17 protein-coding genes and 1 pseudogene are annotated in these 22,448 nt (G+C 65.9%); 5 read left to right on the top strand and 13 right to left on the bottom strand.

The annotated features are described in order from the left end of the window. Positions 1–20: 20 nt before the first annotated feature. Complete coding sequence (locus JQ566_RS01420) at positions 21–728, bottom strand: TetR/AcrR family transcriptional regulator (protein WP_212368620.1); 708 nt, start codon at positions 726–728, stop codon at positions 21–23. Positions 729–911: 183 nt separating this feature from the next. Further along, positions 912–1,760: a VOC family protein gene (locus tag JQ566_RS01415; RefSeq protein WP_212368617.1), complete on the bottom strand. Its 849-nt coding sequence runs from the start codon at positions 1,758–1,760 to the stop codon at positions 912–914. Positions 1,761–1,972: 212 nt separating this feature from the next. On the opposite strand from JQ566_RS01415, the gene JQ566_RS01410 reads away from it, so the two are divergent. Both JQ566_RS01410 and JQ566_RS01405 read left to right on the top strand, forming a co-directional pair. Continuing rightward, positions 1,973–2,866 carry a sugar kinase gene (locus JQ566_RS01410; protein WP_212368605.1) on the top strand — a complete coding sequence of 298 codons (894 nt, stop codon included), beginning with the start codon at positions 1,973–1,975 and terminating at the stop codon, positions 2,864–2,866. Positions 2,867–2,884: 18 nt separating this feature from the next. Next, entirely contained in the window at positions 2,885–3,793 is a 909-nt protein-coding gene (locus JQ566_RS01405) for a ribokinase (RefSeq protein WP_212368602.1), read from the top strand. A 4-nt stretch (positions 3,794–3,797) separates the two neighbouring features. On the opposite strand, the gene JQ566_RS01400 is transcribed toward JQ566_RS01405, so the two are convergent. Further along, positions 3,798–5,018, bottom strand: coding sequence for an NAD(P)/FAD-dependent oxidoreductase (locus JQ566_RS01400; RefSeq protein ID WP_212368599.1), 1,221 nt, complete (start codon positions 5,016–5,018; stop codon positions 3,798–3,800). A 227-nt stretch (positions 5,019–5,245) separates the two neighbouring features. Between JQ566_RS01400 and JQ566_RS01395 the strand changes: the two genes are divergently transcribed. Continuing rightward, positions 5,246–6,040, top strand: a complete 795-nt coding sequence (locus tag JQ566_RS01395; RefSeq protein WP_212368595.1) for an enoyl-CoA hydratase/isomerase family protein — start codon at positions 5,246–5,248, stop codon at positions 6,038–6,040. A gap of 19 nt (positions 6,041–6,059) precedes the next feature. On the opposite strand, the gene JQ566_RS01390 is transcribed toward JQ566_RS01395, so the two are convergent. Then, the gene (locus tag JQ566_RS01390) at positions 6,060–7,772 is read right to left on the bottom strand and encodes an IlvD/Edd family dehydratase (protein ID WP_212368591.1); all 1,713 of its coding nucleotides are present in this window, start codon (positions 7,770–7,772) and stop codon (positions 6,060–6,062) included. A 97-nt stretch (positions 7,773–7,869) separates the two neighbouring features. Continuing rightward, positions 7,870–8,694 carry an NAD-dependent epimerase/dehydratase family protein gene (locus JQ566_RS01385; RefSeq protein WP_212368588.1) on the bottom strand — a complete coding sequence of 275 codons (825 nt, stop codon included), beginning with the start codon at positions 8,692–8,694 and terminating at the stop codon, positions 7,870–7,872. 92 nt (positions 8,695–8,786) lie between these two features. Between JQ566_RS01385 and JQ566_RS01380 the strand changes: the two genes are divergently transcribed. Continuing rightward, complete coding sequence (locus JQ566_RS01380) at positions 8,787–9,767, top strand: SMP-30/gluconolactonase/LRE family protein (protein WP_212368586.1); 981 nt, start codon at positions 8,787–8,789, stop codon at positions 9,765–9,767. 298 nt (positions 9,768–10,065) lie between these two features. Here the strand turns inward: JQ566_RS01380 and JQ566_RS01375 are convergent, their stop codons facing one another. After that, positions 10,066–11,496: an aldehyde dehydrogenase family protein gene (locus JQ566_RS01375; RefSeq protein WP_212368584.1), complete on the bottom strand. Its 1,431-nt coding sequence runs from the start codon at positions 11,494–11,496 to the stop codon at positions 10,066–10,068. Between the two features lie 274 nt (positions 11,497–11,770). After that, the gene (locus tag JQ566_RS01370) at positions 11,771–14,134 is read right to left on the bottom strand and encodes a transketolase (RefSeq protein ID WP_212368581.1); all 2,364 of its coding nucleotides are present in this window, start codon (positions 14,132–14,134) and stop codon (positions 11,771–11,773) included. Between the two features lie 133 nt (positions 14,135–14,267). Here JQ566_RS01370 and JQ566_RS01365 point away from each other — a divergent pair, with 133 nt between their 5' ends. Continuing rightward, positions 14,268–14,729: an Lrp/AsnC family transcriptional regulator gene (locus JQ566_RS01365; protein WP_028144303.1), complete on the top strand. Its 462-nt coding sequence runs from the start codon at positions 14,268–14,270 to the stop codon at positions 14,727–14,729. 163 nt (positions 14,730–14,892) lie between these two features. On the opposite strand, the gene JQ566_RS01360 is transcribed toward JQ566_RS01365, so the two are convergent. The 6 genes and pseudogenes from JQ566_RS01360 to JQ566_RS01335 form a co-directional block, all read right to left on the bottom strand. Continuing rightward, entirely contained in the window at positions 14,893–15,972 is a 1,080-nt protein-coding gene (locus JQ566_RS01360; protein ID WP_212368578.1) for a zinc-binding dehydrogenase, read from the bottom strand. 60 nt (positions 15,973–16,032) lie between these two features. After that, positions 16,033–16,974 carry a DMT family transporter gene (locus tag JQ566_RS01355; protein WP_212371440.1) on the bottom strand — a complete coding sequence of 314 codons (942 nt, stop codon included), beginning with the start codon at positions 16,972–16,974 and terminating at the stop codon, positions 16,033–16,035. Positions 16,975–17,162: 188 nt separating this feature from the next. Then, positions 17,163–18,002, bottom strand: coding sequence for an aldo/keto reductase (locus JQ566_RS01350; protein ID WP_212368575.1), 840 nt, complete (start codon positions 18,000–18,002; stop codon positions 17,163–17,165). An 8-nt stretch (positions 18,003–18,010) separates the two neighbouring features. Then, a pseudogene (locus JQ566_RS01345) lies at positions 18,011–18,175 on the bottom strand (SMP-30/gluconolactonase/LRE family protein); the annotation flags it as partial. A 345-nt stretch (positions 18,176–18,520) separates the two neighbouring features. Beyond that, positions 18,521–21,220: a nitrate reductase gene (locus tag JQ566_RS01340; RefSeq protein WP_212368572.1), complete on the bottom strand. Its 2,700-nt coding sequence runs from the start codon at positions 21,218–21,220 to the stop codon at positions 18,521–18,523. A 1-nt stretch (position 21,221) separates the two neighbouring features. Beyond that, positions 21,222–22,439 (bottom strand): NAD(P)/FAD-dependent oxidoreductase, encoded by a 1,218-nt coding sequence (locus tag JQ566_RS01335; RefSeq protein ID WP_212368569.1) that lies wholly within the window; start codon positions 22,437–22,439, stop codon positions 21,222–21,224. Between the last annotated feature and the right edge of the window lie 9 nt (positions 22,440–22,448).

Genomic DNA, 22,448 nt, shown 5'->3' with positions numbered 1-22,448 from the left:
CGCTTTATCTGGGCTACGGACTACACCGTCTGCGCCACCGCAGCCCGCGACTTCGGGGCCTTGGCGATCTCGAACAGTGCCACGGACTGCCCCGTCAATGCCGCCAGCACGAGGCCCACCATGTGGGCGAGCCGCTCGTCCTTGGCCTTCTTGTCCAGGAGATCGCGGCCGAAGATCACGCTGAGCGTCGCCGAGTTGGAGAGATAGAAGAAGCTCAACGCCGCGATGGAGATGTAGAGCTGGACCGGATCGACCGCGACCTGGAAGTCGCCGGACTCGACGCCGCGCCGCACCACGGTGCGGATCATCTCGACGAAGGGCGAATGCATCGACTTGACCTTGGTCGATTTCTTCAGGTGCTTGGCGCGCGCGAGGTTCTCGGTCTGCAGCAGCGACAGGAATTCGGGATTGCGCAGGAAGTAATTCCAGGTGAACTCGATCAGGCGCCGGATGGCCTCGGGCGGATCGAGATGCTCGAGATCGAGCCCCCGCTCCTCGCTGCGGATCTTGTCATAGGCGCCTTCGAGCACGGCGAGATAGAGCTCGTCCTTGTTGCCGACGTGGTAGTAGAGCATGCGCTTGTTGGCGCCGGCCTTGGCCGCGATGCGGTCGACGCGCGCACCGGCGAGACCATGGGCGGAAAACTCCTGCTTGGCGGCTTCGAGAATGCGCAGCCGCATCCCCTCGGGGTCGCGCTGCCATTTCAGAGTTCGCTTTGCCTTCGCCAAACCGGGTGCTCGCTGGGTGGTCTCAAGTCAGCGTGTAACACGCGGGTCGGCGTTTGAGAATGTCCCGTGTCCCGGACGCAGTTTCGTAGGGTGGGCAAAGGCGCACTTGCGCCGTGCCCACGTCTTCTCATCGAGCAGCCAAGACGTGGGCACGCTTCGCTTTGCCCACCCTACGGGAGTCCCTCACTCCACCGGCTTCGGCGAACGCTCCAAGAGCACGGTCTGGATCCCGCAGGTGCCGCTCCGCACGGTCATGATGCGCGTGCCCGGCTTGCGGCCGTTGCGGACCTCGCTGACGTCGAGGCCGGCAGCGATCAGGCGGGCGCGCGTGGCGTCGATGTCGGCGACCCGCCAGCTCAGGCCCCAGAGCCGGTCATGCGCGGCATCGCCGCCCGCCACGGGCCGGCGCACCACCTCGACGATGAGGTCGCCGCAGCGGAAGAACATCAGCTGGCCCCAGTCCTGGTGGGAGCGGTCGAGCGCGAGGTCGAGCCCGAGCCGCGCGCCGTAGAGCGCGGCGGCGCGCTCGGAATCCTCGGTGGTGATCACCACGTGGTCGAGCCCCTCGATCGGCGCGATGTCGGTCGCGACCGATTTGGGACGCTCATCGGCCAGCTCCAGGAAGAACATGCGCACGCCGCGCGTCAGCTCGGTGGCGGCCCGCGTGCGCTTCCAGTGCAGGACGGCATCGGTGACGGCGTCGCTGCTTTCGACCTCCGCGACCGGGTCCGGCCTCAAGGCCACCCGCTCCAGCCGGCGGTGCATCTTGCCGATGTCTGCGACACGAAAGCACAGGCTGGCAACCACGCCCTCCTGGCCGTCGAGCAGTGCGCGCATGCGGTCGGCGGTGACGCTGAAGCCGCTCGGCGCCATCAGCTCGATGGTCATGTTGTCGAGGGTGAACAGCACCCGGTCGGCGCCCTCACCGGAGTTCTGCCAGGCCGGCGCGCGGGCGAGCAGCGTCTGATACGCCGCCTTGGCCGCACCGATATCGCTCACCAGAACGACGATGTGATCGAGGCCGGTGATCATCCTGCACCCTTTTGATCGACTTGGAACCCACGGACCGAAAGACGGCGCTTGTCCGGGCTTGGCATTGGCCCGACATGGTCGTATTCCGGCACCATGCCGACCTCAAGCGCTTCGGGCGGCAGTTTTGCGAATAATTTCAGCGTCCCTCCGGAGCGGAACCGGTGCTAGAGTAATCCCGCCGGCCGGGACCACAAGCGCATCACGGACAAGCAATGCAGGCTCTCTTCATCGGACAGACCTATATCGACGTCGTCTTCATCACCGACCACATGCCGACCGGTGACGAGAAGCACGTAGCCTCGGACTACGCGGTCTCCTTCGGCGGCAATGCGGTGACGGCAGCGTTCTGCTGTGCCAAGCTCGGCATCGTGCCGGATCTCATCGCGACCGCAGCCAATGACTGGCTGGGGCGCATGTTCCAGGACATGTGCGCGAAGTACGGCATCTCGCTGCACGGGCGCAAGGTCAACCAGTCCTCGCTCTCCTTCATCATGCCCAAGGACGGCAAGCGCGCCATCGTCCGCTGCCGCGACGACGCGCACATCCACCCCTTTCCGATGCTCAATCTCGGCGGCTGCCGCGCGCTGCATGTCGACGGCCACCAGCCGGATGCCGCAATCCACTACGCCAAGGTGTGCCGCGAGGCCGGCATCCTGACCTCGCTCGACGGCGGCGGCCTGCGCACCAACACGCATGAGCTGCTCGAATTCATCGACGTCGCGATCGTTGCCGAGCGGCTGTGCGAGCAGATGGACCTGACGCCGGAGAAGATGCTCGACTACCTCAAGGGCCGCGGCTGCAAGATCGGCGGCATCACCATGGGCGAGAAGGGCCTGTTCTGGTACGACGAAACAGGGACGGTGCAGGTGATGCCGGCAATGCCGATCCCGCGCGAGCGCGTCATCGACACCAACGGCGCCGGCGACGTCTTCCACGGCGCCTATGTCTACTCCTACCTCGCCCATCCCGGCAAAAGCTGGCGTGAGCATTTCGATTTTGCCCGCGCCGCCTCGACCTTCAAGATCCAGCGCCTCGGCAACGAGGCCGGGCTGCCGACGCTCGTCGACATCGCCAAGGTCAGGCACGAGTTCGAGGTCAGGGTCTAGCGGTCGCTGAGGTCTGCTATGGGACGCGTCTTCGTCGCCGGCAGCATCAACATGGATGTGGTGGCGACGGCCGATCGCCATCCACGCGTCGGTGAGACCGTCGCGGGCAAGCAGGTGCTGTATTTTCCGGGCGGCAAGGGCGCGAACCAGGCGGTGGCGGCATCGCGGCTCGGCGCGCGGACGACGCTGATCGGCCGGCTGGGGAAGGATTCATTTGGAGGCGAGCTGAAGGCCTTTCTCGGCGAGCAGGGCATCGACCTCGGCTATGTCCAGGAGACGGCGGAGGCCCACACCGGCACCGCCATCATCACGGTGGCGGAGGCCGACAACACCATCGTCGTCATTCCCGGGGCGAACGGGCTGGTCGGCGCTGACGACGTCGAGGTCGTGCCGCTGCTGGCGGGCGACGTCGCCGTCAGCCAGTTCGAGATTCCGCTGCCGACGATTGCTGCCTTTTTTCAACGGGCGCATGCGGCTGGAGCGACGACGCTGCTCAACCCCGCGCCGGCACAGGCAATGCCCGGCGAGCTGCTGGTGCTGGTCGACACCCTCGTGCTGAACGAGACCGAGCTCGGCTTCCTCGCAGGCAGCGAGCTCTCCGAGAGCGACGAGGCCGCAAGGATCATTGCTGTGGCGCGGCAGTTTCAAGCGCGCGAGGACCAGACCATCTGCGTCACGCTCGGCAAGCGCGGCGTGCTCGCGCTGGCGGGACGCGAGGAAATTGCCGTGCAGGGGCGCGCGGTGAAGGCGCTCGACACCACAGGGGCCGGCGATTGTTTTGTCGGCGCGCTGGCCGCACAACTGGCCGAGGGCGCAGCCTTGCGCACCGCCCTCGCCTTCGCCAACGCTGCGGCCTCGATCAGCGTGCAGCGCATGGGCGCCGGGCCGTCGATGCCGAGGGCGGCGGAGGTGGCGGCGGTGTTGTAGGGGCCTATGCCAGCGCGCTCTTCAGGTCAAAACTCTCGTCCGCGGCCTGCTCCGGCGTGATGGTGCGGTCCATGGCCTGCAAGCGGCGGCCGAACATGTGATCGCCGGCGCGGTTGATGGACTCGATGCCGAGCAGCCTGTCGCCGTGATAGCAGAACGCCGAGAACGCCTTCCTGGCGGGATCGCCGCGCAACACGACACGGTCGTAGCCGGTGGTGAGGCCAGCGATCTGGAGCTTGTCGTCGCCCTGGTCGCTCCAGAACCAGGGATGACTATCGTAAGCCTTCTTGTCGCCGGTCAGCCGCGCCGCGAGGCAGCGGGCGTGATCGGTGGCGTTCTGCACCGATTCCAGCCGCAGCGAGCCGCCGAAGCGCGGGCTTGCGAACAACGCGCAATCGCCGATCGCGGAGATGTCTGGATCGGCCGTGGCAAGATATTCGTCGACGATGATGCCGGCCGCGACCGGAAGCCCGGCCTCGGCCGCGAGCTCGATGTTCGGCAGCACGCCGACGCCGACCACGACGAGGTCGGCCGGCAGATGCCGCCCGTCGCTCAAGGAAACGCCGGTGACCTTGCCGCCCTCCGCTTCGATGGAGGTGGCCTGCACGCCGAGATGGATGCGGATGCCGGCCTCGCGATGCCGTGCCTGGAAATAGTCCGAGACCTCCGCTGTCACCGCCCGCGCCATCACGCGCGGAGCGAGCTCGAGCACGTCGACCTCGAGGCCCTTGATCCGGGCGGTCGCGGCGAATTCGAGGCCGATGAAGCCGGCGCCGATGATCACGGCGCGCTTCTTCGACGGCATGATCTGCCTGAGCGACTCGCTGTCGTCGAGGATGCGCAAATATTTCACATCGGGCAGATTGGCATTCGGCAAATCAAGGAGCCGATTGCGCGCACCGGTCGCCAGCACGAGGTGGCCATAAGGCAGCGTCTCGCCGGATGCGAGATGCACCTTGCGTCCCGCGCGGTCGATCGAAACGGCGCGGCCCGCGATCAGCTCGATCTTCTGGTCCTGGTAAAACTTCTCCGGCCGGAACATCAGGCTCTCCGGACCCGCGGAGCCCTTGATGTAGGCCTTGGACAACGGCGGCCGCTGATAGGGCAGATGCGCCTCGTCGTTGATCAGGCAGATGCGGTCCGAAAAGCCGGCCTGACGCAGCGATGCCGCGACCTGGTAGCCGCCATGGCCGGCCCCGACGATGATCACCGGACCGCCGCTCATTGGACAGCCCATTTCCGGAAGACACGAGCGTGACCCATGCCGTCTCCTCTCTCGCTGATTTTGGTTGCTGGCCTTGCGAGGAGCCGGCGCTCGTGTCCGTCCCTTGGCGAAAGCGCCCCCATTTGAGCCTATCGTTCCGCCCGGCGCAAGAGCGGCGGCCGGGGATTGTCACCCCCGCCCTTCTGCGATTTAGTTCGAGCCTCGACCTCCTGCCGGAGATTTTCCAGATGACCGCTCCCGTCTCAAAGCCCGATGATCCCGCCCTGCTGCGGATCGACGGCCCGATCGCGACCATCACGCTGAACCGCCCTGCCGCGTTCAACGCGATCAACCTTGCGATTGCACAGAAGCTTGAACAGCTCGCAGCCTATATCGACGGCGCGGACGAGATCCGCGTCGTCGTGCTCGAAGGCGAAGGCCGCGCGTTCTGCGCCGGCGGCGATTTGCAGACGATCGGGGCCGCCGCCGAAGCCGGCACGGTGACGCCCGTCGTCGGCGAGCTCCTGAAGCACTATCATGCCTTCATCGAGATCGTCAGGCGCATGCCGAAAATCTCGCTGTCGAGCGTGCACGGCTCGGCCGCCGGCGCCGGCATGGGCCTCGCCTTCGTCACCGACCTCTGCATCGCGGCGGAGGATGCCAAGTTCACGCCCGCCTATGCCAAGATCGGGGTATCGCCGGATGGCGGCTCGACGGTCGGCATCGTCGGCACGGTCGGCTCCCGCCGGGCGCTGCAGATCTTCCTGTCCGAAGACAATTTTACCGCGCAGCAGGCCTATGAATGGGGCTTGGTTGCGAAGGTCGCTCCTGCCGCCGAGCTGAAGACCGCCACGCGAAAACTTGCCGAGCGTCTCGCGCAGAATCCGCCGGCGGCGATCGCCGGCACCAAGCAGCTGGTCTACCAGGCCGCCACGACGCCGGTGAAGCAGCAGCTCGATGCCGAGGAGCACAAGATCATCATGGCGATGAACACGGACGCGTTCCGCGCCGCCGTGAAGAAGTTCACCAGCAAGGGGAAGTAGCGGCCACGCGGTCGGTGGCTCAGCCCTTCGCGGGCCCATTCCTCTGCATGAAATCGAAGTCGCAGCCCTCGTCGGCCTGCAGGATGGTCTCGTTGAACAGCCAGGCGTAGCCGCGCCTTGCTTCCTCGGGCGCGGCAACCGGCTTCAACGCAGCACGGCGCCGCTCCAGCTCGGCCGCATCGACCAGCAGCTCGATGCTGCGCCTGGCAACGTCGAGGCGGATCATGTCGCCGTTCTGCACCAGCGTGAGCGGCCCGCCAACGGCGGATTCCGGCGTGATGTGCAGCACGATGGTGCCGAACGCGGTGCCGCTCATGCGCGCATCCGAGATGCGCACCATGTCCTTGGTGCCGCCACGCGCGAGCTTCTTCGGGATCGGCAGATAGCCTGCTTCCGGCATGCCGGGCGCGCCCTTCGGGCCGGCATTGCGCAGCACCAGCACGTCGTCGGCGGTGACGTCGAGATCGGGATCGTCGACCCGCAAGGTCATGTCCTCGACGGATTCGAACACGACGGCGCGCCCGGTGTGCTGCAGCAGTTTTGGGCTCGCGGCCGACTGCTTGATGACAGCACCGCGCGGCGCGAGATTGCCGTGCAGGATGGCGAGACCGCCCTCGTTCTTGATCGGATTATTGCGCGGGCGGATCGCATCCTGGCCCGGCACGTCCTCCGCATTCGCCGCGACATCGCGCAGCGTCTGGCCGGTGACGGTCCTGGCATCGAGATCGATGAGATCGCCGAGCTGCGCCAGCAGCTTCGGCACGCCGCCGGCGTGGTGGAAGTGCTCCATATAGTGCTCGCCGGACGGCTTCAGGTCGACCAGCACCGGCACCTCGCGGCCGATCTGGTCGAACGCTTCGAGATCGAGCCGGTGCGGCGAGCGATGCGCCATCGCGGTCAGATGGATCAGGCCGTTGGTCGAGCCGCCGATGGCCTGGAGCACGACCTGCGCGTTCTTGAATGACGCTGGCGTCAACACTTCGCTCGGCTTCGGCCCCCTGGCCTTCGCCATCTTGGCCGCGACCTTGCCGCTCGCCTCGGCGAGGCGGAAGCGCTCGGCATGCGGCGCCGGAATCGTCGCGCTCATCGGCAGCGACAGGCCCATCGCCTCGATCATGCAGGCCATGGTCGAGGCCGTCCCCATCACCATGCAGGTGCCGACCGACGGCGCGAGACGCCCGTTCACCGCCTCGATCTCTGCATCGTCCATGTCGCCGGCGCGATATTTCGCCCAGAGACGGCGGCAGTCGGTGCAGGCCCCAAGCACCTCGCCCTTGTGATGACCGACCACCATGGGCCCGACAGGAATGACCACGGTCGGCAAATCGGCGCTGATCGCCGCCATCACCTGCGCCGGCAGCGTCTTGTCGCAGCCGCCGATCACGATCACCGCATCCATCGGCTGCGCGCGGATCATCTCCTCGGTGTCCATCGCCATCAGATTGCGCAGGTACATCGAGGTCGGATGCGCAAAGCTCTCGGCGATCGAGATGGTCGGGAACACGAACGGCATCGCGCCCGACAGCATCACACCGCGCTTGGCGGCTTCGATGATCTGCGGGACGTTGCCGTGGCAGGGATTGTAGTCGCTATAGGTGTTGGTGATGCCGACAATCGGGCGCTGCAGCGCGTCGTCGGAATAGCCCATCGCCTTGATGAACGCCTTGCGCAGGAACAGCGAGAAGCCGGCATCGCCATAGCTCGTCAGACCTTTGCGCAAGCCGCTCGTCATCATGCCGCTCCTTCGACGTTACGCTTGTGGTACAGGGCGCGCTCTGATTGTCAATAAGAGCCGAGCACGATAGCGCACCTGCATTGCAACCACATTATTATCTCTTGTTCCAATCAATGATCCGGCTCGGATCAGCGTCGAACTCCATGCTGCAGAACGTGCCGCCCTGGAAATAATCGCCGACCGGATCCGGCTTCAGCTTCGCCTGCTCGGCCATCGCATGCTCGCGGAAATCTTCGGCGCGGCCAGTGGGACGATAGCCGAACTCGTAGGCGCGATGGTTGTCCCACCAGGCGCGCTCGTTGAAGGAGGCGCCGTAGAAGACCTCGAAATGGATGTCGGGATGCTCGAGCCCGATGCGGCAGAGCTGTACGAGGTCGTCCGGCTTGAGCCAGATCGAGAGCCGGCGCTGGTCGAGCGGCATGTCGCCGAAATTGCCGATGCGCAGGCAGGTCACCTTCATCCCGTGCTTGTCCGCGTAGAGCGCGCCGACGGCCTCGCCGAACACCTTGCTGACGCCGTAGCGGCCGTCCGGGCGCGGCGTGACGTCGGTGCCGATCTTGTGGTGGCGCGGATAGAAGCCGACGGCGTGGTTCGACGAGGCGAACACCACGCGCTTGATGCCCTTGCGGTACGCGGCCTCGAACAGATTGTAGCCGCCGATGATGTTGGCCTGGAGGATCTGATCCCAGGTGCCCTCGACCGAATAGCCGCCGAAATGGATGATGCCGTCGACGCCCTCGCAGATCGCCTCGACTTGCGCGAGATCGGCGAGGTCCGCCGCCTTGAATTTTTCGTTCGGGCTGAGATCGGCAGGCGGCTTGATGTCGGAGAGCAGGAGATCCGGATAGATCGGCGGCAGCAGCTTTCGCAGGCTCGTGCCGATTCCGCCCGAAGCTCCCGTCATCAAAATACGCGGCATGTCTTTCCTCACCTGTGCTGACCGATTTGCGGTCACATGTCTCTAATGATAGCAGGTTTGTCCAGAGGGAACGCAAACAAAGAGACCTGCACATGAACGATGCATCGTCCCACTCCCCGGATGGCCGTCAAGGCTGGCGGCCGGCGACCTATTACCCCGACCCCGCGATCAAGGCACTCGATCCCCGCTTCGAAAAATACTGGCTGAAATTGTCGGCGGTGGAGCGGCTCGCGACCGGCCTGCGCTGGGCCGAGGGGCCGGTGTGGTTCGGCGACGGGCGCTATCTCTTGTGCAGCGACATCCCCAACCAGCGCATCCTCAAATGGGAGGAGGAGACCGGCGCGGTCAGCGTGTTCCGCAAGCCTTCCAATTTCGCCAACGGCAACACGCGCGACCGGCAAGGCCGGCTGATCACCTGCGAGCATGGCGGGCGGCGCGTGGTGCGCACCGAATATGACGGCAGCATCACCGTGCTGATGGACTCGTTCGACGGCAAGCGGCTGAACTCGCCGAACGACGTCGTGGTGAAGTCCGACGGCTCGATCTGGTTCACCGATCCGACCTTCGGCCTGCTCGGCAATTACGAGGGCTACAAGGCCGAGCCCGAGATCGAGCCGAACGTCTACCGGCTCGATCCCGCGACCGGCAAGGCGACCATCGTCGCCGAAGGCGTGCTCGGGCCGAACGGGCTGTGCTTCTCGCCGGACGAGAAGATCCTCTACGTGGTGGAATCGCGGGGCGTGCCGAACCGCAAGATCCTCGCCTATGACGTTTCGCCTGAGGGCACCACGATCTCGAACAAGCGCGTTCACATCGATGCCGGCCCGGGCACGCCCGACGGCATGCGCTGCGACATCGACGGCAATCTCTGGTGCGGCTGGGGCATGGGCGACCCCGAGCTCGACGGCGTCGTCGTGTTCGCGCCCGACGGCGTCATGATCGGCCGCATCGCCCTGCCCGAACGCTGCGCGAACGTCTGCTTCGGCGGCGTCAAGCGCAATCGCCTGTTCATGGCCGCGAGCCAGTCGATCTACGCGCTGTATGTGAACACGCAGGGCGCGGTGGGGGGATAGGCGCTGCTTTCCCGTAGCCCGGATGGAGCGCAGCGTAATCCGGAAAAGTGTCCCCGCATTTCGCTTCGCTCCATGCGGGCTACGATTCTTTTTCCACCGTGAGCACGGTCTCGTAGGGTGGGCAAAGCGAAAGCGTGCCCACCAATTCTTGTTCGTCGTGGAATGGTGGGCACGTCGCGCGAAGAGCGCGCCTTTGCCCACCCTACGAGATCCCTCTTCCGTCATTGCGAGCGAAGCGAAAAAGCGCCGGAGCGGTTGCCCGCTCCGGCGCTTTGTTTGTTCGTTCGGACGCTAAAACTTACGCCGCGTTGAAGCCGGCGACGGCCTTCACTTCGAGGAAATCCTCGAGGCCGTACTTGCCCCACTCGCGGCCGTTGCCGGACTGCTTGTAGCCGCCGAACGGCGCGGTGCGGTCATTCGGCACGCCCTGGAGGTTGACGTTGCCGGCGCGGATCTGGCGCGCGACGCGCTTGGCGTCATCCACCGTAGCGCCCGAGACGTAGCCGGCGAGGCCATAGGGCGTGTCGTTGGCGATCTTGACCGCGTCGGCTTCGTCCTTGGCGCCGAGGATGGTCAGCACCGGTCCGAAGATTTCCTCGCGGGCAATCGTCATCTCAGGGGTGACGTCGGCGAAGATGGTCGGACGGACATAGAAGCCCTTGTTGACGCCCTCGGGCAGGCCCGGGCCGCCGGCGACGAGGGTTGCGCCCTCGTCGATGCCCTTCTTGATCAGCGCCTGGATCTTGTCCCACTGGCCGCGATTGACGACCGGGCCGATGGTCGTGCCTTCGCCGCGCGGATCGCCGGCCTTGGTCTTGTCGGCGACGGCCTTCGCGATCGCGGCGACTTCCTTCATCTTCGAGGCCGGCACGATCATGCGCGAGGGCGCGTTGCAGGACTGGCCGGAGTTGTTGAACATGTGCATCACGCCGCCGGTCACCGCCTTCGTGAGGTCGGCGCCTTCGAGGATGACGTTCGGCGACTTGCCGCCAAGCTCCTGGCTGACGCGCTTCACGGTCGGCGCTGCGCGCTTCGCCACGTCGATGCCGGCACGGGTCGAGCCGGTGAACGAGATCATGTCGATGTCGGGGTGCTCGCTCATGGCGGCGCCGACCTCGGGGCCGAGGCCGTTGACGAGGTTGAACACGCCCTTCGGCACGCCGGCTTCGTGGAGGATTTCCGCGAAGATGAGTGCCGAGGTCGGGGTGAATTCCGACGGCTTCAGGATCATGGTGCAGCCGGCGGCCAGCGCAGGCGCGACCTTGCAGGCGATCTGGTTCAACGGCCAGTTCCAGGGCGTGATCATGCCGACCACGCCGATCGGCTCGCGCAGCACCATGGCGGTGCCGACCGGCTCCTCGAAATGATAGTTCTTGAGCACGTCGAGCGTGGTCATGAGATGGCCGAGGCCGGCGCCGGCCTGGAGCTTCTCCGCCATCGGCAGCGGCGCACCCATCTCGTCGGAGACGGCCGCGCCGATCTCCTTGAGACGGCCCTTGTAAACCTCGATGACTTTCGTGAGCAGCGCGACGCGCTCCTCGCGGCTGGTCTGGGAGAACGTTGCGAAGGCGCGCTTGGCGGCGGCAACGGCCTTGTCGACATCGGCCTTGGAGCCGAGCGCAACCTCGTACATCGCCTCTTCCGTCGCCGGATTGACCACGGCGGTGGACTTCTTGACGGCGGGATCGACCCAGGCGCCGTCGATGTAGAATTGCATGCGATTGACCATCGTTAACCTCTTCTTGGGGGCTTGGAGGGGGCGTTTCGGCAGGCATCCTTGCACGAAAGCGCCGGCAGTTGAACCCGCCATATGCGGGGCCAGCGTTGCGGCGGACGGAGGTATATGAGCCGATGGCGGGAACGTGGCAAGGTTCTCTCAGCCGTCATTCCGGGGCGCGACAAAGTCGCGAACCCGGAATCCATTTCACCACCTGCCCTGACGCCCAATGGATTCCGGGCTCGACGCTCCGCGTCGCCCCGGAATGACAGGATGGTTACCTCGACTACACCGCCATCTTCCGGTGCAGCACCGGCGCGCCGGTGGTGAGGCTTTCAGCTGCATCGATGATGGCGTTGGCATCGATGCCGTAGTGACGGTAGAGGTCCGCGATGCTCCCGGTCTGGCCGAACTGCTCGACGCCGAGCGCCTCGACACGATGGCCGCGGACGCTGCCGAGCCAGCCGAGCGCGGAGGGATGGCCGTCGATCACGGTGACGATCCCGCAGTCGCGCGGCAGCGGCGCCAGCAGCTTTTCGATATGGCTGAGATGCTGCACGCCGCGCCGGTCGCGCCGCAATTTCCGTGCGGCGGTCCAGCCTGCATGCAGGCGATCGGCCGAGGTGATCGCGAGCAGGCCAACGTCGCGGCGGCTTTCGCCGATGAAGCCGGTCGCCTCGATCGCCTCCGGCGCGACCGCGCCGGTATAGGCGATCACGACCTCGGCATTCGGGCCCGGCTTGCGCAGCCAATAGGCGCCGTCCGTGATGCCCTGCTGCAGGTCAGGCGTCATGATCCGCTGCGCCTGCTCGATGCTGCGCGTCGAGAGGCGCAGGTACACGGAACCGCCCTCGCCCGGATCGCGCTGCATGTGCTGGAAACCGAAAGCCATGATCACGGCGAGCTCGTCGACGAAGGCCGGCTCGAACGAGGAGAGCCCGTCCTGCGCCATGCCGATCAAGGGCGTTGCGATCGACTGATGCGCGCCGCCTTCGGGCGCCAGCGTGATGCCGGACGGCGTCGCCGCCACCATGAAGCGCGCATCCTGGTAGCAGGCATAGTTCAGCGCATCGAGGCCGCGCTCGATGAAGGGATCGTAGAGCGTGCCGACCGGCAGCAACCGCTCGCCGTTGATCTGGTGCGACAGGCCGAGCGCCGAGAGCATGATGAACAGGTTCATCTCGGCGATGCCGAGCTCGAGATGCTGCCCCTTTGGCGAGGCATCCCAATTATAGGTCGACGGAATTTTCTCGCTGCGGAATAAGTCCGCTTTCTCGGCGCGCGCGAACAGCCCACGCCGGTTGACCCAGGGGCCGAGATTGGTCGAGACGGTGACGTCGGGCGAGGTCGTCACGATGCGCCTGGCCAGCTCGCTGTCGCTGCGCGCGATCTCGTTCAGCACGAGGCCAAAGCCCTGCTGGGTCGACATCTGCGGCGACGGCTTGAAGGCGAGCTGCGCGGGCACCTCGACGACGGGAGCGCTCAAGCGGCGGCCGTCCTGGTTGAACGGCACCCGCGCGAGGAAAGCTTCCAGTTCGGAGGCATCCTGCGACAGCCCTTCGAACTTGTCCCATTCATGGCCGGGACGGATGTTCTGGCTGTCGCGGTACTTCTCCATCTGCGCGACCGTCATCAGGCCGGCGTGGTTGTCCTTGTGGCCCTGGAACGGCAGGCCGACGCCCTTGATCGTGTAGGCGATGAAGCAGACCGGACGATCGTGATCGATGGCGTCGAAAGCCTCGATCATGCTCGCCATGTCATGGCCGCCGAGGTTCGACATCAGCGCCAACAGTTCCTCGTCGCTGCGCTTGTCGATCAGCCTGGTGATCGGGCCCTGGTCGCCGATCTCGTCATGCAGATGTTTTCTGAAGGCCGCACCGCCCTGGAAGCACAGCGCCGCGTAGAGCGCGTTCGGGCAGTTGTCGATCCAGCGCTTGAGCGCCTCGCCGCCCGGCTCGGCGAAGGCCTCGCGCATCAGGCGGCCGTATTTCACGATCACCACGTCCCAGCCGAAATTGCGGAACATGGTCTCGAACTTTTCCCAGAGCCCCTCGCGCACGACGGCATCGAGCGACTGGCGGTTATAGTCGACCACCCACCAGGTGTTGCGCAGGCCGTGCTTCCAGCCCTCCGCGAGCGCTTCGAAGATGTTGCCCTCGTCCATCTCGGCGTCGCCGACGAGCGCAATCATCCGCCCTTCGCGGCGGTCCTTCATCCAGCCGTGTGCCTTGACGTAGTCCTGCACCAGCGAAGAGAACAGCGTCTGCGCGACGCCGAGGCCGACCGAGCCGGTGGAGAAATCGACATCGTCGACGTCCTTGGTGCGCGAGGGATAGGACTGCGCGCCCTTGAAGCCGCGAAAGTTCTCCAGCTTCTCGCGGCTCTGCCGGCCGAACAGATACTGGATGGCGTGGAACACCGGGCTCGCATGCGGCTTCACCGCGACGCGATCCTCTGGGCGCAGCACGTGGAAATACAGCGCCGACATGATGGTGGCGAGCGAGGCGGAGGAGGCCTGGTGGCCGCCGACCTTGAGTCCATCCGCATTGGGGCGGACGTGGTTGGCATGGTGGATGGTCCAGGACGACAGCCACAGCGCCTTGCGGGCCAGTGCAGTCAATGTGTCCAGACGGGCGGAATCAACGGGCATGGCAATGCTCCCGGAAACAGGTGGAGCGATGATACGCCTGCGGACGGCCCCAAACTTCTCAATTTTTCGCGCCATACCTGACGATATTGGGATATTTTACCAACGAATCACCCCAAGGACAGGTTTCATCCCAATGCCCGAGCTCGACGCCATCGACCGCAAGATCCTCGCGCTGCTCCAGGCCGACAGCCGGCTGACCATGCAGGAGCTCGCCGACAAGGTCGGTCTCTCGGTCTCGCCCTGCCATCGCCGGGTCAAGCTCCTGGAGGAGCGCGGCGTGATCTCGCGCTACGTCGCGACCGTGGACCAGAAGGCGCTCGGCCTGCATGTCAGCGTCTTCATCTCGATCAAGCTGGCGCGGCAGAAGGAGGAGGATCTCAACCGCTTCGCGCGCGCGATCTCGAAATGGGACGAGGTGCTGGAATGCTATCTGATGACCGGCAACCGCGACTATCTGCTCCGCGTCGTCGCCGCCGACCTCGCCTCCTACGAGACGTTCCTCAAGACCAAGCTGACCCGGCTCGACGGCATCGCCTCGATCGAGTCGAGCTTTGCGCTCAGCCAGGTGAAGTATTCGATCGCGCTGCCTGTCTAGCGCAACGCGGGCGTCTCGAGGGATGGCCGCAAGCTCCGGTCTCGTAGGGTGGGCAAAGCGTAGCGTGCCCACCATTCTCACCATGAACGCGGATGCATGGTGGGCACGGCGCTTCGCGCCTTTGCCCACCCTACGGCACCCTCGCTCCTCGCAATGACGAGCGTCACCGCCACGGCTGCACGATGATCTTGGTGTGGGCTTCGGGATTGGCGAGATCGGCGAACGCCTTGGCGACGCCGTCGATGCCGACCTCGGCCGTCACCATTGCCGCGGCATCCACCTGCCCTTCCGCGATCAGGCGCAGCGAGCCTGCAAATTCCTCCGGCGTGTAGCCGAGCACGTATTGAACGTTGAGCTCCTTCATGATGCCGAGCATGGGCTCGCTTCTGTCGGTCTCCATGCAGACGCCGACCACGACGATGCGCGCATCGCGCGGCGCGCCCTCGAACACCTGCTGAAGCAGGCCGGGCACGCCGACGCATTCGAAGATGATCGCAGGCTTCAGCGCCGGCAGCATGGCCTGGAACGGCGGCCGCGCCCCCTTCTCGGCCTCCGACATCTGCGCGTGCTCGGCCCAGGTCGCGTAGGGCTGCGACACCCTGGGATCGACGACGATGTCGGCGCCAAGTTTTGCGGCGAGCGCGCGCCGCGCCGGCGAATAGTCGGCCGCGACGATCGGATGCAGCCGCTTGAGCTTCAGCGCAGCGATCACCGCAAGCCCGACCGGTCCGCAGCCGATCACGAGCGGCACCTCGCCGCCGCTTATATTGGCTTTCGCGACGGCGTGGACGCCGACCGCCAGCGGCTCGGTGAGCGCGGCGTGCTCCGGCGCAAGACCGTTGGGCACTTCGAGCAACAGCGCTTCGCTGAGCAGCATCGCCTCGGCGTAGCCGCCGATATTGTCGTTGGAATAGCCGATGCCCTCGATACCCCCAGGCGTCACCAGCGCGGGAAGCGAGCAGACGTGGGTGCCCGGCTTGAGCTTGCGCGATGTGCCGGGGCCGTAGTCGACGATCTCGCAGCAGAACTCGTGGCCGAACACGACATCGCGGCTGAGGTCCATCGGCTTGCGCCCTGTCCTCCTCGCCATCTCCACCATGCGATGGGCGTGCTGGCGCGCGTGCAAGTCGGAGCCGCAGATGCCGCAGGCGAGCGTCCTGACCAGCACCTGGCCTGGGCCCGGCGTCGGCTCGGCCATCTCGCCAACGACGATCTCGCCGTTCCTGAAAATCGCAGCGCGCATCCGGCTCCTCCCTGATCGTTGGAGCCATTGATAGCACGAAGTGGGAGTTGCGATATTGCGTCAGGCGTTCGGCGAACGCTCTTCCAGCACCAGGAGCTGGGCGCGGCGGACACGCTCGCGATGGGCGATGTAGAGGCCGCTGGCGACGATGAAGGCCGCGCCGACGATGGTCCAGATGCTCGGCACCTCGCCGAAGATGAAGAAGCCGAGAATGCTGACCCAGAGCAGCTGCGAGTAGGAGAACGGCGCCAGCACCGAGGCATCGCCGTAGCGGTAGGCAAGCACGACGATCCACTGGCCGGCGGTCGAGGCGACGCCGATGAAGATGCCGAGTGCGATCGCGGTCCAGGACGGCGTGACCCAGACGAACGGCACGATTGCGGTGAGGATCGCAAGGCCGGTCAGCGAGGAATAGGCCATGGTGGTGACGACGGCTTCCCGCCCGCTCATCATGCGCGTCAGGATCAGCGTGCCGGCCCAGCACGCCGCCGAAACCAACGGAAAGAATGCGGCGGGGTGAAACGCGCTGGTACCCGGGCGCAGGATGATCAGCACGCCGATGAGGCCGAGCGCGGTGGCGAGCCAGCGGCGCACGCCGACCTTCTCGCCGAGGAACACGATCGAGAGCGCCGTGACGAACAGCGGCGCGACGAAGCCGGTGGCGGACGCTTCCGCGATCGGCAGGAAGCCGAGGCCCGTAATGAAGAATAGCGAGGAGCCGAGCAGCGCCGCCCCGCGCATCACGTGAAGGCCGGGACGCTTGGTGCGCATCGCATAGAACGGCGAGGCGGGCAGCATCACCGGCGTGAACAGCAGCGTGAAGGTGAGGAAGCGGATCCAGGTGATCTCGATCGAAGGCAGGCTGGTCGAGAGATATTTCGCAGTGACGTCGGAGCAGCCGAGAAACACCGTCGAGAGCAGGATCAGTGCGATGCCCTTGAAGGGATGATCGACGCGCGCAGGCGCGCGGCGAGCCTGCTGCTTCTTCTCCGGCACGGGCATGGGAATACTGTCGAGCCTTGCGGCTACGGCGGGCGGCGGTGTCACGGCTGGGAACCCGGGCAAAACGCGAATCGAGAACAGCCGTAAAAAACGACAAATGTGCCGCGTTCACAACTTCCGAAAACAGGATGCCGATATGCGCGGGCCGCCGCGCGCGTCAATGCTCCGTTAATAATGCCCGTTGTGCACTACAGCATGGGCAGGCTGCGCGGCTTCGGCCCACGCGGAAACGCCGCATCAAGCGCAGCGATTTCGTCTTTCGTCAGCACGAGATCGCCTGCCGCCGCATTTTCGCCGGCATGTTCCGCGGATGAGGCCTTCGGGATCGCGAACACCGTAGTCGCACGGGTGAGGAAGCTCAGCGCGACCTGACGCGGCGTCGCACGGCGCACCTCCGCGATGCGCGCCAGCACGGCGCCGCCCTTGCTGCTGCTTGCGGGGAAATCGTCGTGGCCGAACGGCGAGTAGGCAACGACGGCGACACCGTGCCGCTCGCACCACGGGATCACCGCATGCTCGATTGCGCGCTCCTTGAGATGATAGAGCACCTGGTTGCAGGCGATCCGCCCCTCGCCGGCGACTTCGAGAATCTCAGCGAGATCGTCGGCGTCGAAATTGGAGACGCCCCAGGATTTGATCTTGCCTGATTTCACCAGTTCCTCGAATGCGGCGACGGTGTCCTCGAGTGGATAGGAACCGCGCCAATGCAAGAGATAACAGTCGAGCCGGTCGGTCTTGAGTCGCTTCAGCGAGCGCTCGCAGGCGGCGATGGTGCCACGGCGCGAGGCGTTGCTCGGCAGCACCTTTGACACGAGGAACACCTCATCGCGACGGCCCGCAATCGCATCCGCGATGACAAGCTCGGCATCGCCATACATCTCGGCGGTGTCGATATGGGTCATGCCGAGATCGAGCCCGCGCTGGAGCGCGGCAACCGCACGCTTGCGGTCGCCGTGGTCGAGATACCAAGTGCCCTGCCCGATGACGGAGACGTTGGCGCCGGTCTTGCCGAAAGGATTTGTGTTCATGTTAGATCTCACAGTCCGCTGATATCCGCCACCAGCACACTGCCAGTTGCAGACTCCGTGATATAGAGGCGATCCTTGTTGGCGCCACCGATCGCGACATTCGTGCAGTTCGGCCCCGCGCACGACTTGATCCGCGCAATCAATTCGCCGTTCGGCGCGAACACGAAGACGTGGACCCGGCCGGTTGGCATCGGCCCAATCGGTTCGCACGCCCTTGCGGCGAAACTTGTCGGGCATGGCGGAGAACATCCTGGTCTCGATCAGGCGCGGCGGCGTTTCCAGGTACATCATTGTTGTTGTGATTGTTGAGGGGGAGCGCGGCAGCATAGGGCACAATCGAGGGCGCGTCGATTGGGGCGGGGGCATGGCTCCTCGCCCCAACTGTCATTCCCCGCGAAGGCGGGGAATCCAGTACGCTGCAGCTTCTCGATGACCCACTGCCGTCTCGGAGTACTGGATCGCCCGGTCAAGCCGGGCGATGACAGCCAAGTATGCGGCGACGCCCAGGAACGTCGCCTCTACCCCGCAGCGACTTTCGCCTGTTTCACTGGCGCCACTTCCGTCGTCGCAATCAATCGCTTCAGCTCGGGGATGCAGGAGCCGCAATTGGTGCCGGCCTTGAGCTTGGCGCCGATCTCGGCGGCGGTGCGCGCGCCGGCTGCGATGCTGTCGCAGATGGTGCCGCGGCCGACGCCGAAGCAGGCGCAGACGATCGGGCCGCTCGAGGCCACGCCTTCGCTGGACTTGCCCGACAGCAGCATGCGGCGCTGATCGTCGGTGACGTGGTCGGCCACGAACAGGCTCTTCACCACCTCCCAATCGCCGGCATCATGTGCGGGGCCGACGAACAGGCAGGTTTCGATTCGATCCCCAACAAACGAAGCCGCGCGAAAAACGCCGCCGCCGAAATCGCGGTACTCGGCAACGTCCTCGCCGGCGATGCTCTCGAGCCAGGCCGGCCAGCGGGCGAGGTCCGCGTTGTCGGCGAAAAGGTAGCCGAAGCCGCCGGCCACCGTGACGCGGGTCCACAACAGGTTCGACGGCAGCTCGAGCTGCTTGCGCGCCAGCGCAAAGCCGCGGAAGACGAATTCGTAAGGCGCGATCACGGCCGGCGTCGCTTTCGATTCCGGCTGTCCCGAGAACGGATCGGTGAAGGACTGCACCAGCGCACCGACGCGGCCATGCGAGGTGTTCATCGCGCTCCAGTGGATCGGCACGAACAGGGTGCCGCGCTGCTGCCGCTCGCTGACGACGGCCTTCAAGATGCACTGACCGTAATCGGTGGTGATGCGGGCATAGCCGTCATGGGCGATGCCGTATTTGCTGGCGTCATCGGGATGGATCTCGACGAACGGCTCGGGCAGATGCGCGCCCAGCCGCTGGCTGAGACCCGTGCGCGTCATGGTGTGCCACTGGTCGCGGATGCGCCCGGTGTTGAGCCGCAAGGGGCGCGACGGACCGGTCTCGCCGCGCAGCGTCGGCACCTCCGGCGCGACGAAGCGGCCCTTGCCGTCATTGGTGAAGAAGCCGCCTTGCGCGAAGAAGCGTTCGCCAGGCATCCCGCCTTCGCGCGCCGGCCACTGCACCGGCTTCAAGGCGTCGAACCCGTCGTCCGACAGCGAGGTCAGCGCGCCGATGTCGAAATCGCGGCTGCCATTGTTCTCGAAGGCCGAGAGCGCGGCATGCTCGCGGAAAATATCCGCGGCCGATTTGTAATTAAAACTGTCGCCGAAGCCGAGGCGCTTTGCGGTCTCGCTCAGGATCCACCAATCGGGGCGCGCCTCGCCGGGCGCCGGCAGGAACGAGCGCTGACGCGAGATGCGCCGCTCGGAATTGGTCACCGTGCCCGACTTCTCGCCCCAGGCCAGCGCCGGCAACAGCACATGGGGGCCGGCCTCGACCGTGTCGTTGGAGAGCACGTTCTCGGAGACGACGAACAGCTCGAGCTTCTTCAGCGCATCGCGAACCATGTCGGCATCGGGCAGCGACACCGCGGGGTTGGTGCCCATCACCCAGAGCGCCTTGACCTCGCCGCGGTTGATGGCCTCGAACAGCTGCACCGCCTTCAGCCCCTCATGGGTGGCGATGCGCGGCGCCTTCCAGAACCGCCTGACACGATCGATGTCGGGCGGCGTGAAACCCATATGGGCGGCGAGCATATTGGCGAGGCCGCCGACCTCGCGGCCGCCCATCGCGTTGGGCTGGCCGGTGAGCGAGAACGGCGAGGCGCCCGGCTTGCCGATGCGCCCCGTCGCAAGATGGCAGTTCAGGATGGCGTTGACCTTGTCGGTGCCCTGCGCCGACTGGTTGACCCCTTGCGAATAGAGCGTGACGACCTTCTCGGTGTCGCGGAACATCTTGAAGAAGGTCGCGACGTCCTGCTCCGACAGGCCCGTGGCGAGCGCGGTCGCAGTGACGCTGCCGGCGATGTTGCGCGCGCGCGCCAGCGCGTCGTCGTATCCGCTGGTGTTCTGCGCGATATAGTCCTGGTCCAGCGCGCCGTTGTCGGCGAGATGCACGAACAGGCCGGAGAACAGCGCGGTGTCGGTGCCGGGCTTGAGGCCGAGGAACAGATCGACGTCGCTGGCGGTGTCGGTGCGGCGCGGATCGATCACGATCATGCGGGCGCCGCGATCCTGCCTGTTCTTGAGCATGCGCTGGAACAGCACGGGATGGCACCAGGCCGCGTTCGAGCCGACGAAGACGAGCAGATCGGCCTGGTCGAGATCCTCGTAGCAGCCGGGCACGGTGTCGGCGCCGAAGGCGCGGCGATGGCCGGCGACCGAGGACGACATGCAGAGCCGCGAATTGGTGTCGACGTTCGCCGTGCCGACAAACCCCTTCATCAGCTTGTTGGCGACGTAATAATCCTCGGTGAGGAGCTGGCCGGAGAGATAGAACGCAACCGCGTCGGCGCCGTCGCGCGCCACGATGTGCTGCATGCGATGGGCGACGTGATCGAGCGCATCGCTCCAGGCGACACGCTCCAGCACGCCCTTGCAGCGGATCATCGGATAGAGCAGCCGGCTTTCGAGCCCGACGGTCTCGCCGAGCGCCGAGCCCTTGGAGCACAGCCGGCCGAAATTGGCGGGGTGGTCAGGGTCGCCCGCGATTGCTGCGCCACCCTTGCCGTCGGGCGTCGCCAGCACGCCGCAGCCGACGCCGCAATAGGGGCAGGTCGTCTTGGTGGTGCGGAGGTTTGGATCGATCGCCGTCATATCAAGCCGCTTTCGAAGGCTGCGCCAGCGCGCGGCCGAACATCATGTCGGTACGGATCGCTGCGACCTTGTCGCGATTGCGGATCAGCTCGAGGTACCAGAGCGCATCGACGGTATCGCCGATCAGCACGGCCCCGGTGAGCCGGCCGTCGGCGATCACGAGCTTCTTGTAGGTGCCGCGCCTGCGGTCTGACAGCACGAGGCTCTCGCTGCCCTCCCCGCCCATGAAGTCGCCGGCGGAGAACACGCTGACGCCGGAGACCTTCAGATTGGTCGAGACCACGCTGCCCTGATAGGTGGCGGGGCGGCCGGCCAGATGCCGCGCCAGCACGCGCGCCTGCTCATAGGCCGGCTCGACCAGGCCATAGCAGGTGCCGCGATGCTCGGCGCATTCGCCGAGCGCGAAAATGTCGGACGAAGCGGTCTGCATCACGTCGTTGACGACGACGCCGCGATTGACCGCAATCCCCGCCTCTTTCGCCAGCGCGACGTTCGGCCTGATGCCGGCGGCGAAGATCACCGCATCGGCCTCGATGCGGCTGCCGTCGGCGAGCTCCACGGCCTCGACATGACCGTCGCCATGGATGCACTTCGTGCTGGCGTTGAGCAGGATGCGGATGCCCTTGCGCTCGACCAGCGTCTTGAGCAGATCGGCGGCAGGCCCGTCGAGCTGGCGCTCCATCAGCCGGTCCATCAGATGCAGCAGCGTGACCGGGGCACCGGCCTTGGCGAGGCCGTAGGCAGCTTCGAGCCCAAGCAGACCGCCACCGACAACGACGACGCGCTTCTTCGCAGCCGCCAGCGTCAGCAGCAGATCGACGTCCCGGGTGTCGCGAAAGGTGTGCACGCCCCCAAGATCGGCGCCCGGCACGTTGAGCCGCAGCGGCGTCGATCCCGTGGCGAGCACGAGCTTGGAATATTCCATGCTCTCCTCGCCGGCGATCTTGAGCTCGCGGCGGCCGACATCGATCTCGGTGACGCGGTAGCCGTAGCGCACCGTGACGCCGCGATGGCGCCACCAGTCGGCCGGCCGAAGCTCGATCTCGTGCGAGCCGGTCTCGCCGGCCAGCACGGAGGAGAGCAGCACGCGGTTGTAAGCGAGCCGCGGCTCTTCGCCGATCACGGCGACCGCGTAGCGGCCGAGCGCGGTCTTGGCGAGCTCGTCGACCAGACGCGCGGCCGCCATACCGTTACCGACGATGACCAGCGGTTCACTCACAAGGCATCT

It is taken from the genome of Bradyrhizobium sp. SZCCT0231 (assembly GCF_018130245.1).
Classification (GTDB): Bacteria; Pseudomonadota; Alphaproteobacteria; order Rhizobiales; family Xanthobacteraceae; genus Bradyrhizobium; species Bradyrhizobium japonicum_F.
Note: the sequence above shows the minus strand (reverse complement) of the source record. Positions and strands in the feature narration are given on the sequence as shown.